Here is a 12,381-nt window from a genome sequence, read left to right as displayed (position 1 = left end):
GAATGTCGGAATGAGCAGCGACGCGACCCCCGGCTCTCCCGCGGAGCCCTCCCCCGTCCCGGCGAGGCACAGGAGGGAGATCGCCGAGCCGCTCCCCGAGGGCGGAGTGCCCTACCCCAGCTTCGACTTCCGCACCGACCTGGAACGCATCCGCTTCTCCCCGTACTTCTCCCGGCTCTCCGCCGTCACCCAGGTGGTGCCGCAGACCAGCGCCGGCCCGGTCATCCACAACCGCCTAACCCACTCGATCAAGGTCACCGCTGTCGCGAGGGAGATCGCCGTCACGCTCGCCAACGACCGGGGCGAGAACGGCAGGCGGATCCTCCGGCTCGGCGGCTGCGAGCCCGTCGTCGTGCAGGCCGCCGCGAGCGCGCACGACCTCGGGCACCCGCCATTCGGCCACCTGGGCGAGCAGGTCCTCGATCGCCTGGCCCGGCAGGAGCTCGGCCTGCCCGAGGGCTTCGAGGGCAACGCGCAGACCTTCCGCATCCTCGCCGCCCTGGACACGAACGGGCTCACCCCGACGGGCCTCAACCTCACGGCGGCGGTCAGGGCGGCCGTGCTCAAGTACCCCTGGACGCGGCTGGAGTGGCGCGACCGCGCCCCGCTCCCCGACGGCGAGCGCCCGCGCGGCGTCGGCGACGCCCGCGCCACCGGAGCGCACAAGTTCTCCGTCTACTCGCTCCACGCGGCCGAGGTCGCGCGGGTCCGCGCCGCCTACCCCGGTCTCGACCCGTGGCAGCAGACCGTCGAGTGCTCGGTCATGGACGTCGCCGACGACATCGCCTACTCCATCCACGACCTCGACGACTTCTACCGCGCGGGCGTGCTGCAGCAGACCGCCGTCTCGGGCGAGCTGCGCGCCTGGCTGCGCGACGAGGACACCCTCGCCGAGCGGTCGGACGCCGAGCTGCGCGAGCGCTCCCGCACCCCGGGCCACGGCCTGGAGACGCTGTGGCGCCGCATGCGGCGCAGGGACCCGTGGATCGCCGACCCCGAGGCGTTCCGCCTGGCCGTCGAGCAGGTGTCGATCGAGCTCGGCGACACGCTCCTGGCCATCCCCTTCGACGGCGGCGGGGAGGCGGAGCGGGCGATCACCGCGTTCACGGCCCGGTGGCTGGACCGCTTCAAGCGCGGCATCACCGTCGACGAGAGCCCGAACGTGCGCAGCGGCGTCGTCCGGTTGTCCCAGCAGTCCTGGCACGACGTCAACGTGCTGAAGTTCGTGCACACCCGGTTCGTTCTGGACCGGCCCGACCTGGCGACGGTGCAGCGCGGCCAGGGCACTGTGATCGAGACCCTCGTGCGGGGCTTCACCGCCTGGCTGCAGGACCCGGACGACGCGGCGCGTGCGCCCCGCCGGCTCCTGGAGTCGATGGACGTCGCGATCGAGGACTACGCGCTGCTCCGGCGCGAGCACCCGAACGTGCTGAGCGGCCCGACGGACGACGCGAGCATCATCCGCAGGGGACGGGGACGGGCCGTCATCGACTACGTGGCGTCCCTGAGCGATTCGCAGGCGCTGTCGATCGCGGCGACGATCAGCGGCGGCTCCGACCGGCTGTGGTCCACGGGAGCGCTCTAGCGCCGAACACGCGCGTCACCGCTTGCCCGCGGTGAGCGCCGCCTCGACGGGGGCCCAGCCGTGATCGAGCACGGAGAACCCTGCCTCGAGGGTCGCGAGCTGCTCCTCGCTGTCGGTGACGAGGGTCTGCATCTGGAGCACGAAGCGGGCGTACACCCGGATCTCCGGGGTCGGAGCATCGAGCCCGAACTCGGCCGCGATAGTCGCCGCGAGCGCGTCCCCGTGGCGGAGCCACATCCGGGCACCGTACTCCCGCAGCGCCGGCGTCTCGTCAAGGAAACGCAGGAACACCCGAGCGGCCTCCTCGCCGTGCTCGTCGATGTTGAGTCCGATCTCGGCGCGGTAGAAGTCGTGGAGCGCCCTGCTCACCCCCACGCCGGGGGCGCGCTCCCTGACCGCGGCCACCAGTCGGTCCCTCTGCTCGGTGTCCTCGTCGAACACGAGCGCCTCCTTCTGGGGGAAGTGGGCGAACACGGTGGTGGGCGAGACGTCCGCGGCGTCGGCGATCTCCCTGATGCTGACCCGGTCGAAGCCCCTCTCGATGAACATCGTCGTGGCGATGTCGGAGATGGCCTTGCGGGTCGCCGCCTTCTTGCGCTCTCGGCGTCCGGTCGGCTGCTCGCTGCTCATGCGGAGAGTCTATCCGCCGACGGAGAGAAAAGTGGCTTGACTACAAAAGTGGTATCGCTACAGTTATGGAGTGACTTCACTCGACTCGTCCGCACGCGACACGACGCGTGCCTGGGCCATGCTCATCGCCCTGACCATGCTCACCGTCATCGGGATGACCGTCGTCCTCCCGGTTCTGCCGTTCATCGTGCTGCAGTACGTCCCCCACGAATCCGAGCTCGCCGTCTGGGTCGGCGTGCTCGAGGCCGTCAACGGGTTCTGCGCCTTCCTCGTCGCCCCCTTCCTCGGACGCCTGTCCGACCGGTTCGGCCGCCGCCCCGTCATCATCGTCTCCGCCTTCGGAGCGGCCGCATCGATGGCGGCCTTCGGGATCGGCGGGTCCATCTGGGTCCTCCTGCTCGCCCGCATCGTCCAGGGACTGACCGCCGGCGACCTGCCCGCGCTGTTCGCCTACCTCGCGGACATCACGCCTCCGGAGAAGCGGGCGCAGCGCTTCGGGCTGCTCGGCGCGCTGTCCGGGATCGGCATGATGCTCGGCCCGGCAGTCGGCGGACTGCTCGCAGCCGTCAGCGTCCAGCTGCCCGTGTTCGTCACCGCGGGCGTCTCGCTCCTCATCGCGACCCTCAGCGTCTTCCTGCTCCCGGAGAGCCTGCGCCCGGAGAACCGCATCACGCGGATCACCGCAAGGGAGGTCCAGCCGTTCGCGGTGTTCCGCCAGGCGTTCGGACGGCCGGAGCTGCGCCCGCTCCTCACCGTCTTCGCCCTTCTCGCACTGCCGTTCGGCTTCTTCGTCAACAACTTCGGCGTCCTCGCCCTCGACGCGGTCCAGTGGGGGCCCACTCAGATCGGACTCCTGACGGCATGCATCGGCGTCATCGACATCCTGGTGCAGGGGGTTCTTCTCGGCGTCCTCCTGCCCCGCCTCGGCGAGCGCGGTGTCATCGTCAGCGGGATCGCGGCCCAGATGCTGGGCCTGGCCGTGCTCGCGGCCGTCGCGAGCGTCCTCGGCCAGCCGTGGCTCTTCGTCGTCGGCGCCCTCCTGCTGGCGGCAGGCCAGGGTGCGTCCCAGGCCGCGATGGACGGAGCGATGTCCAACACCGTGGGCGACGACGAGCAGGGCTGGCTCGGCGGCGCGACCCAGTCACTGAACGCGGCGATGAGCGCCGCGGCCCCGCTCATCGCGGCGGCGCTGTACACCACGGTCAGCCACGCCGCGCCCTACGTTCTCGGCGTCGCGATCATGGGCCTGGCCATCCTCGTGCTGGGCAGGGCGCGCGTCACCGACGCGGCGAGGCGCGGCGACGCGGAGCCCCGGCTCAGTCGTTCGAGTGCGTCTGCTGACTGAGCATGAGGCGCTTCTCGCCCAGCCAGTCGGAGAAGGCGAAGGCGATTCCGGAGATGAGGAAGGTCACGTGCAGCACCACCCGCCAGGTGAGGGCGGTGTTGTCCAGCGCCTCCGACGTGCCCAGGTCGGTGAAGTCCTTGAGCAGCCCGATCGCCGAGATGGCCACGATCGAGCCGATGAGCTTCATCTTCAGGCCGGAGAAGTCGATGTGGCCCATCCAGTTGGGCCTGTCCTCCGCGTCACGGGCGACGGCGATCTTCGAGACGAAGTTCTCGTAGCCGGCGAGGATGACGATGAGCACCAGGTTCGACAGCAGCGCCAGGTCGAGCAGGCTGAGGACCCCGAGTACCACGTCGTCCGGCGTCTCCTCGAAGATGTGGGTGACCAGGTGGACGAGCTCCTCGGCGAACTTGATGAGGATGACGACGAGGGCGGCGATGAGCCCGATGTACAGCGGCGCGAGCAGCCACCTGCTCTCGAACAGCACCCACTCGAGGCCGTGCTCGATGACACGCGAGCGCCGGGAGCGCCTCCGGCCCGTCGGGGCGACCGGCCCCGACTCGGCCGTCGCGGCGTCGTGGCTGGTGGGTTCGGGGCTGTCGGCGCTCATCGGAGGTGTCCTTTGCGATCGGTGGGACGGGAGAGCCCGATCCACCGGGCCCCCGCGACGGGCGGGGCGGCGCTGGCCCGGTACCGCCGTCCAGTTTACGCGGTCGACGGACCCGGAGCCTGCACCGGGCATCCACGCGCGACCGGGCGGGCCGCTACCGGCGGGCCGGTTGTCGGCACACCGGGCCGGGGTTACGCTCACCGGATGAGCACCCCGCAGCCAACGCGCCCCTCGGTCGTCCCCGCCCGCCGCGACCAGCAGGCCGCCGCCGCACTTGTGCTCGCGGAGGCGTTCGAGGACGACCCCGTGCTCGCGGCGTTCATCGACGAGCGCGGCGACCGCAGGCATCGCATCGCGCTGCTGTTCCTGGCGATGATCCGCTCGGCCGGTGCGCGCGGTCGCCTCGACCTGGCCGTCGACGACGACGGCACCGTGCTCGGCGCCGCGGTGTGGGAAGGACCGAAGCACAGCGGCGCGGGTCTGTCGCTCGGGCTCACGACGACGTCGATGATGGTCAGGGCGCTCGGAGCGCGTGGCGTCGCCAGGGCCCTCCGGTACGAGCGCGTCATGGGGCGCCATCGGCCGGGAATCGCGCACTGGTACCTCGGTGAGCTCGGCGTCGCCGCCGCCGGTCGTGGTCGCGGCATCGGGACGGCGCTCCTCGCGCACGGGCTGGCCAGGGCGGACGCGGAGGACGCCGCCGCGTACCTCGAGTCGTCCACCCCGCGCAATCGCCGGCTCTACCGCAGGAACGGCTTCGTCGAGCTCGCACCGATCGTCGGGATCGACGGCGCCGAGCCGGCCGCGATGTGGCGCCCCGCACGCTCGACCACCGCCCGCACCGACTGAGCCCTGTTGCGGGCAGCCGGCACACGGAGCCGAGGCTCAGCCGCCGGCACGCGCCGGGGACTGAGACGTCCTCCGCCCGCTCCGCACGACCGCCTCGATATCCTCCAGGCTGCGCCCGCGCGTCTCCGGCAGGAAACGGTGGATGAACAGCACGGCCAGCACCCCGACGACGGCGAAGCCGCCGAACGCGCCGGTGAGGCCGACGGCCTCGAGCACGCTGGGGAACGTCAGCCCGAGCAGCGCGTTCGTCGTCCAGTGCAGGAACACGGCGATGCCCATGCCGAACGCCCGGAAGCGCATGGGGAAGATCTCGCTCAGCACGACCCAGGTGGTGATGTTGAGGAAGGTCTGCATCGAGCCGACGAAGGCGGCGATGAGGATGAGCATCACGACGGGCCGCGCGGGCGACCCCTCGGGCAGGAGCAGCGAGGTCGCGGTGATGAGGACGTGGCAGAGCGTGGTGAGGCTGTAGCCGATGAGCATCATCGTGCGGCGGTCGACCCGCTCCATCATCCGCAGGGCGACCAGGGCACCGATCACGCCGATGACGCCGGGGGCGATCGTCGCGATCAGGGCCGCGTTCTCCTGGAACCCGGAGTCGATGAGGATGGCCTGGCCGTAGTACATGATCGAGTTGATCCCCGTGAGCTGCTGGAACACGCCCACGCCGATGCCGACCAGCACGATGCGCACGAGCCACCGGGTCCGAAGCACGGCGCCCAGCCCGCCCGCGCCGCGGGCCTCCCCGCGGACGCGCGCGTGTTCGGTGTGCACCGCCCGGCGTATCTCCTCGAACTCCGCCCTGGCCCGCTCCGGAGACCGGATGCGGCCGAGCACGTCGAGAGCCCTCTCGTCCCTGCCCTTCGCCACCAGCCAGCGCGGCGACTCGGGCACCCTCATCATCCCGATGAACAGCGCCGCCGCGGGGAGGGCGGCGACCGCCAGCATGTACCGCCACACTCCCTCGTGCTCGCCCCAGATCGCCGCGATGACCGCGTTGACGGTGAAGGCCGCGAGCTGGCCGATGACGACCATGAGCTCGTTGCGGCCCGAGAGCGATCCGCGGATCTCGAAGGGGGCGAGCTCCGCGAGGAACACCGGCACCACGGTCGACGCACCGCCGACGGCGAGGCCGAGCAGCACTCGGCCGACAACGAGGACGGCGAAGCCCGGCGAGAGCACGCAGACGAGCGCCCCGACGAAGAACAGCACCGACAGCGCGATGATGGTCGTGCGCCGACCGACGGCGTCCGACACCCGGCCAGAGAACACGGCGCCCACCGCAGCCCCGAACAGCAGGGAGCTGGTGACGACGCCCTCGGTGACGGCCGTGAGCCCGAGCTCCGCCGACATCGGACGGAGGGCGCCGTTGATCACGCCCGTGTCGTAGCCGAACAGCAGTCCACCGAGCGTGGCGACGAAGGCCACCGTGCCGAGCCGACGCCGGTACGGACCGGGCGTCAGCGGGGGCAGGGCTCCCCCGGCCGCTCCGCCCGCTCGGGCCGCTCCGTCCGCTCGGGACGATCCGCCGCCCGCCGGCGTGGGGGAGGAGTTCTTCGCCGCTGGTGCGGTCACGAGGGATCCCTTCGATGTTCACCGGCGGCGGGCCGCCGGATGCAGAACACCCCCCGACGTCGGGCCGACGGTCGAGGGGTGGTGCTGGCGGAGACGAGGGGATTTGAACCCCTGGTCCCCGTGAAGGGACTCCACCTTAGCAGGGTGGTGCACTAGGCCTGACTATGCGACGTCTCCCGGACACCCTCGCGGGCGTACCTCTCACAGCATAACGGACGGGCGTGGTCGGCACGAATCGGATTCGCACTGCGCGCTGGCCGCGCGTTTCGCCCGTCGGCCACCGCAGAGCGACCGCCCGGAGCGGCGGTCCCGACGGGGGCACGGCCGCCGGCAGGGCGGGTCGGACGCGGTCCGCGGCCGTCGACAGGGCGGGTCGGACGCGGCCTGCTCACACCAGCAGCAGCGGGACACCGCCGACCATGACCAGGCTCCACACCGCGTGCACGAGCATCGCCGCCCACAGCCGACCGGTGACCCTGCGGGCGAGCACGCACGCGACACCGAGCACGGGGGCCGCAAGGATGAGCGCCAGATTGCCGGTCGCGAGGGTGCTCAGCGTGTACGCCACCGTGGCCCAGAGGTCCGCCCGCGGCCAGGTGCCGAGCCGCGGCAGCGCACCGCGGAAGAACGCCTCCTCACCGAGTCCCGTCACGAGCGCGACGGCGACCGTGACCACGAGCGGCGTGCTCTCCGCCGCCGCGACGGCCTCGCCGACCTCCTCGGCCGTCCAGGGCAGCAGCAGGAGCACGAGCACCCCGACGACGAACAGGCCGGCCGTGCCGACCGCGACGAGCGCGGCCCGGCCGAACGCGACCGGCGCCGAGGGGCGGGAACCGTGCAGGGAGGCCGGCGGTCTGCCGCGCGTCAGGAACGCCGAGGCGAGGAACCAGAACGCGGCCAGTGCCAGGGCGAGCGCGACGAACACCGCGGAGCTGTGCGTCGAGCCGAAGGTCAGCCACAGCAGAGCCGTGCCCGCTAACGTGAGGGCGACGGCGGCGAGGTGCCTCGAGGCTCCCGCGGCCGCCGGTTCCCCTGCCCGTCGCGTCATCCCTGCCCCCTCGGAGTGTCATGAGAATTCTCGTCACCGGTGCGTCCGGCTACGTCGGATCCCGTCTGATCCCTCACCTGCTCCGCCAAGACTATGAGGTCAGGGCCGCCGTCCGCTCCCCCGCGAAGGTCGCCGAGGCGCACTGGCTCGAGCGCGTCGAGCTCGTCCGCATGGACGTCGGCGTTCCCGAGCAGCTCGCCGCGGCGCTCCGCGACGTCGACGTCGCCTACTACCTGCTGCACGCAATGGACGGCGACGGCTTCGTCGACGCCGAGCGCGAGCAGGCCGAGTCCTTCGCCCGTGCCGCCGCGGACGCCGGGGTCGGCCGCATCGTGTACCTCGGCGGGATCGCGCCGGGACGCGTGTCCGACGACGACGGCGAGCCCGACGAGTCCGATCCGACGCTGTCCGCGCATCTGCGCTCACGCCTGGCGGTGGAGCGTGCCCTCGGCGACAGCGGGGTCCCCGTCGTCGTGGCGGTGCGTGCCGGGATCCTGCTCGGCGGGGGCTCGACGTCGTTCGAGCTCGTGCGGCGGCTGGTGGAGGGGCTGCCCGTCATCCCCCTCCCCCGCTTCATGGATGCGCGGCTGCAGCCGATCGCCATCGCCGACGCCCTGGCCGTGCTCGTCGCGGCCGCCCACGAGCCGGACCGCAGCGGCCACGTGAACGCCGTCGGTCCCGACACCCTCAGCTACGCCGAGCTCGTCGCGCGCTTCGTCGACGTCATGGGGCTGCGCAGGGCGATGCCGCGGGTGCCCTCGGTCCCGTTCCCGGTCATCAGCCTCCCGGCGACGTGGGTCTCGCGCATGCCGGGCCCGACAGTCAGGGCCCTCGTGCCGAGCATGGCGGAGGACCTCGTCACCGACGACTCGGCCTGGGGCACGCTGTCGTCGCTGTCGGCCGTCCCCCGCACTCCCGTCGCGGAGGCGATCCGGCGGTCCCTGGCCAGCGAGAGCCCCCAGTCGGTGCCGGACGACGACTACGCGCTACGGCTGACCGACCCGGAGTGGGTGGGAGGCGACGTCGTCGTCAGGGGCGGGCGTCCCCGCCGCACGGGAACCGGCTGGCTCGCCCGCCTGAGGGGCACGGCCCGCTGAGCCGCCTCCCGCCGCGGTGCCCTAAGGTGAGGGGAGCCTTCCCCTCCATCCCCGCAGCCGGAAACCACCAGGTGCAGCCCCCACATCCCGACCACGCGCCGCCCACGGCGGCAGACCACGCGCGCGCGGACGTGCTGCTCGACCTCGACGCGGTCAGCATCACGCACGACGGCGCGACGCGGGCGACCCCCTCGTCCGTGTCGGCGACGGTGCGACGCGGCGAGGTCGTCCTGTTGCTCGGTGCATCCGGTTCGGGAAAGTCGACGCTCGCGCTCGCCCTGAACGGGCTCATCCCGCAGGCGCTCCCCGCCCGCCTCGACGGCCGCGTGCTCGTATCCGGCATCGACACCGCCACCCGCTCCGTCCCGCAGCTCAGCCGCAGCGTGTCCATGGTGTTCCAGGACCCCGACGCGCAGATCGTCACCGCCACCGTGCTGGACGAGGTCTGCTTCGGCCCCGAGAACCTCGGCCTGCCCGTCGAGACGGTGCTCTCCCGCGCCGAGTCCGCGCTGCGGGCGGTCGGGCTCTGGGACCGCAGGGAGGAGAACCCCGACCGGCTGTCCGGCGGCGGGCGGCAGCGCCTCGCCATCGCCTGTGCGCTCGCGCTGGACGCGCCGCTCATGGTGCTCGACGAGCCGACCGCGAACCTCGACCCCGTCGGCATCACCGAGGTGTACCGCGCACTGCGCGAGGTCGTCGCCGACGGCCGGCACGCCGTGGTGCTGGTCGAGCACAACCTGGACGAGGTCGTCGACCTCGTCACCCGTGTCATTGTTCTTGGCACGAACGGCAGCGTCCTGCACGACGGCCCGGTCCGCGACGTCCTCGCCGGCCGCGCCGAGGAGCTGCTCACCGAGGGCGTCTGGCTGCCGGTGAGCACGCTCGCCGCGCTCCGGCTGCGCGCCGCGGGGGCCGCCATCGACCCGCTCCCCCTCACCGTCGGCGAGCTGACGGCCGCGCTGGACCGCCTCGACGAGCTGCCCGAGCTCCCCCGGCCCGCGCCCCCGTCGACACCACCGAGCGCCGCCGACCGACCGGGCCCGGACGACAGACCGGGCCCGGACGACAGACCGCTCCTGCGTGTGACGGGGCTCACCGTCCGACGGCGCGTGCGCCGGCGGGAGCGGACGCTGCTGCACGACGTCTCCCTCGACGTTCACCGCGGTGACGTGCTCGCGATCGTCGGCACCAACGGCGCGGGCAAGAGCACCCTGCTCCGCGCCATGGCGGGGGTGGCCCCGCCTCCCCCCGGCACCGTGCAGATCGGCGGCGACGACGTCGCGCGTCTGGACCCGCGCCGCCTCGCCCGCGACATCGGCTTCGTCTTCCAGAACCCCGAGCACCAGTTCATCCGGGCCACCGTCGCCGACGAGCTCGCCCACGGGCCGCTGCTCCGCGGCGTCGCAGAGGAGGAGGTCGCCCGCCGGGTCGACGCGATGCTCGAGCGATTCGACCTGACGGCGCTGAGGGACCGCCACCCCTTCCTGCTCTCCGGCGGCCAGAAGCGGCGGCTCTCGGTCGGGACGGCGCTCATCAGCTCTCCGCCGATCCTCGCCCTCGACGAGCCGAGCTTCGGCCAGGACAGGGCGCGAGCGGCGGAGCTCATGGCCATCCTCGACGAGCTCAACGCGGAGGGCACCACCATCGTGCTCGTCAGCCACGACCTGCAGCTCGTCGCCGACCACGCCAGCCACGTCGCCGTCCTCCAGGAGGGTCGCGTCGTGGCCCAGGGACGGACCGACGAGATCCTGGCCAGCACCGTGCTCGACGAGGCAGGGCTGCGCCGCCCGCCGCTGGCGCGCGCCTTCTCCCCGCTGCGACACCACGAGCAGTGGCGCAGCCTCAGCCGGCTGGGCCAGCTGCCGTGAGCGCCGCCGACCGTGGGGAGCAGGCGCCGAGGGGCTTCCTGCACGGCCTCAACCCCCTCGTCACCCTCGCCGCGCCCCTGCCGGCGATGGTCGGCATGGTCGTCGTCCGCGATCTGGCGACACCGGCGCTGGTCGCGGTCGCCGCGATCGCCCTCATCCTCATCGGTGCCCGACCCGCGCCGCGCGTGGCCGCGGCGATCGTCATCGGCATCCCCGTCGCCGTGCTCGTCCTCGGCTTCAGCTTCTCGCTGTGGGCTGATCCCGCAGCACTGACCGCCAGTCCGGCCATCGTGCACATCGGCGACTGGCGCTACACCCAGGCGGCCGCGCTCATCGGCCTGGCCACGGGACTGCGCGTGGGGGCGCTGGTCTCCCTTGCCCTCATCCTCGGGACGAGCACCACCGCCGCGACCCTCGTGCACGCGGCCATCCAGCACCTCCGCCTGCCCTACCGGGTCGGCTACACCGCGCTCGCCGCGTTCCGCTTCGTCCCCCGCTTCGCCGTGGAGCTGGAGCTGATCCGCTCCGCCCACCGGGTCAGGGGGATGGCGGAGGGCCGGGGCCCGATCGCCTGGCTTCGCCGCGGGCTCAGCGCCGTCATCCCCCTGCTGGCGGGGGCGATCCGCCACGCCGAACGGGTCGCGCTCGCCATGGACTCCCGCGGTTTCGGGGCGTCGGACACCCGGACCGAGCGCACCATCGTCCCCTACCGGAGGCGCGACACCGTGTTCGTCATCGTCGTGCTGGCGACGACGATCGTCCTGTTCGCCGTCGGCGGCGCGATTCCGTTCTGAGCCAGCGCGGCGGGCACACGGGGCCGGCGGGGCCGACGGGGCCGACGGGGCCGACGGACCAGAGAAACCGGCGGGGCCGGCGGCCTCTCTCAGCCCGCGTTGGCCCCTCCGGGTGCGACCGGCGTGCCCGGCTCCATGTTGTACGCCGTCTGCACCAGCTCGTCACGCTGTGCGGGCCCGTCGGTGCGGCGCCCCCACTCGCCCTCCTGCTGCTCCTTCACACCCGCGGCGAACTCGGCCGGTGTCACCGTCCGGTACGCCGCCGACTCGCCCGTGATGACGGGGAGGGCGTCGCGCACGGCGATCGCCGGGTCGTACTGCGCGTGCGGGAACGCGATGCGCTCGTAGTCGAAGAGCCGATCGGACGGCTCGTCACGCCACCGCCGCCAGCTCTCGAACATCCGGTCGTTGAAACCCGTCAGGTACGGGCCGGGGTTGACCGTGGCGACGCGGACGCCGAACTCGGCCAGCTCCGCCCTCAGCGCGGAGGCGAGCGCCTCGACCGCGTGCTTGGAGGCCGAGTACGCGCCCGCGAACGGGTCGGTGCTGAGACCGGCGACCGAGGACATGAACACGATCGACCCCGACCGGCGCCGCGCCATCCTCCTGGCAACGTCACGCGTGAGCGCCGCCGGCCCGATGACGTTCACCTCGAACTGCCGACGCAGCGCCTCCTCGGGGATGTCGGCCACGGAGCCACCCTCAGAGATCCCCGCGTTGTTCACCAGGACGTCGATGTCCCAGCCCCGGACGCGCTCCCTGTCGGCCGGGTCCGTGACGTCCAGCTTCTCGATCGTCAGGTGCACTCCGCGGCGGGAGGCGTGTTCCTCCAGCTCGGCGACCTGGGCGACGATCTCGACCCCGGCGATCACCCGCCGGCCGCTCTCCGCCAGCTGGAGTGCCAGCTCGCGGCCGAAGCCGCTCCCCGCCCCCGTGATCAGGATGGTCTGTGCAGTCATGCGTTCCTCCCCTGCTCTCAT

11 protein-coding genes and 1 tRNA gene are annotated in these 12,381 nt (G+C 72.6%); 6 read left to right on the top strand and 6 right to left on the bottom strand.

Annotated features, from left to right (window positions below; genetic code table 11):
- Positions 1-10: 10 nt before the first annotated feature.
- A complete protein-coding gene (locus tag FM119_RS03885) occupies positions 11-1,585 on the top strand; it encodes a deoxyguanosinetriphosphate triphosphohydrolase family protein (RefSeq protein ID WP_087136369.1) in 1,575 nt (524 codons plus the stop codon).
- A gap of 15 nt (positions 1,586-1,600) precedes the next feature.
- On the opposite strand, the gene FM119_RS03880 is transcribed toward FM119_RS03885, so the two are convergent.
- A complete protein-coding gene (locus FM119_RS03880) occupies positions 1,601-2,215 on the bottom strand; it encodes a TetR/AcrR family transcriptional regulator (RefSeq protein WP_087136368.1) in 615 nt (204 codons plus the stop codon).
- 70 nt (positions 2,216-2,285) lie between these two features.
- On the opposite strand from FM119_RS03880, the gene FM119_RS03875 reads away from it, so the two are divergent.
- Positions 2,286-3,560: an MFS transporter gene (locus tag FM119_RS03875; protein ID WP_245827248.1), complete on the top strand. Its 1,275-nt coding sequence runs from the start codon at positions 2,286-2,288 to the stop codon at positions 3,558-3,560.
- Here the strand turns inward: FM119_RS03875 and FM119_RS03870 are convergent.
- Complete coding sequence (locus FM119_RS03870) at positions 3,532-4,170, bottom strand: TIGR00645 family protein (protein WP_087136366.1); 639 nt, start codon at positions 4,168-4,170, stop codon at positions 3,532-3,534. The two genes, FM119_RS03875 and FM119_RS03870, sit on opposite strands and share 29 nt — an antisense overlap.
- Positions 4,171-4,374: 204 nt before the next feature.
- On the opposite strand from FM119_RS03870, the gene FM119_RS03865 reads away from it, so the two are divergent.
- On the top strand, positions 4,375-5,019 hold the full coding sequence (locus FM119_RS03865; protein WP_087136365.1) for a GNAT family N-acetyltransferase: 645 nt from the start codon (positions 4,375-4,377) through the stop codon (positions 5,017-5,019).
- A 36-nt stretch (positions 5,020-5,055) separates the two neighbouring features.
- Here the strand turns inward: FM119_RS03865 and FM119_RS03860 are convergent, their stop codons facing one another.
- The 3 genes from FM119_RS03860 to FM119_RS03850 all read right to left on the bottom strand — a co-directional run bounded on the left by FM119_RS03860 (position 5,056) and on the right by FM119_RS03850 (position 7,642).
- Complete coding sequence (locus FM119_RS03860) at positions 5,056-6,492, bottom strand: sugar porter family MFS transporter (protein ID WP_179205196.1); 1,437 nt, start codon at positions 6,490-6,492, stop codon at positions 5,056-5,058.
- Between the two features lie 187 nt (positions 6,493-6,679).
- Positions 6,680-6,771: transfer RNA gene (locus tag FM119_RS03855), tRNA-Ser, on the bottom strand.
- Between the two features lie 211 nt (positions 6,772-6,982).
- On the bottom strand, positions 6,983-7,642 hold the full coding sequence (locus FM119_RS03850; protein WP_087136363.1) for a CPBP family intramembrane glutamic endopeptidase: 660 nt from the start codon (positions 7,640-7,642) through the stop codon (positions 6,983-6,985).
- A 20-nt stretch (positions 7,643-7,662) separates the two neighbouring features.
- Between FM119_RS03850 and FM119_RS03845 the strand changes: the two genes are divergently transcribed.
- The 3 genes from FM119_RS03845 (at position 7,663) to FM119_RS03835 (ending at position 11,401) form a co-directional block, all read left to right on the top strand.
- Positions 7,663-8,739, top strand: a complete 1,077-nt coding sequence (locus FM119_RS03845; protein WP_087136362.1) for an NAD(P)H-binding protein — start codon at positions 7,663-7,665, stop codon at positions 8,737-8,739.
- A 71-nt stretch (positions 8,740-8,810) separates the two neighbouring features.
- On the top strand, positions 8,811-10,607 hold the full coding sequence (locus FM119_RS03840) for an ABC transporter ATP-binding protein (protein WP_338065656.1): 1,797 nt from the start codon (positions 8,811-8,813) through the stop codon (positions 10,605-10,607).
- The gene (locus tag FM119_RS03835) at positions 10,604-11,401 is read left to right on the top strand and encodes an energy-coupling factor transporter transmembrane component T family protein (protein ID WP_087136475.1); all 798 of its coding nucleotides are present in this window, start codon (positions 10,604-10,606) and stop codon (positions 11,399-11,401) included. The genes FM119_RS03840 and FM119_RS03835 overlap by 4 nt, the downstream gene beginning before the upstream one ends.
- A gap of 89 nt (positions 11,402-11,490) precedes the next feature.
- Here the strand turns inward: FM119_RS03835 and FM119_RS03830 are convergent, their stop codons facing one another.
- On the bottom strand, positions 11,491-12,360 hold the full coding sequence (locus FM119_RS03830) for an SDR family oxidoreductase (protein ID WP_087136361.1): 870 nt from the start codon (positions 12,358-12,360) through the stop codon (positions 11,491-11,493).
- Positions 12,361-12,381 lie beyond the last annotated feature (21 nt).

This window comes from Mycetocola reblochoni REB411 (assembly GCF_900163835.1).
Taxonomy (GTDB): Bacteria; Actinomycetota; Actinomycetes; order Actinomycetales; family Microbacteriaceae; genus Mycetocola_B; species Mycetocola_B reblochoni.
The sequence above is the reverse complement of the archived record's forward strand: the minus strand, read 5'-3'. Positions and strand labels throughout refer to the sequence as shown.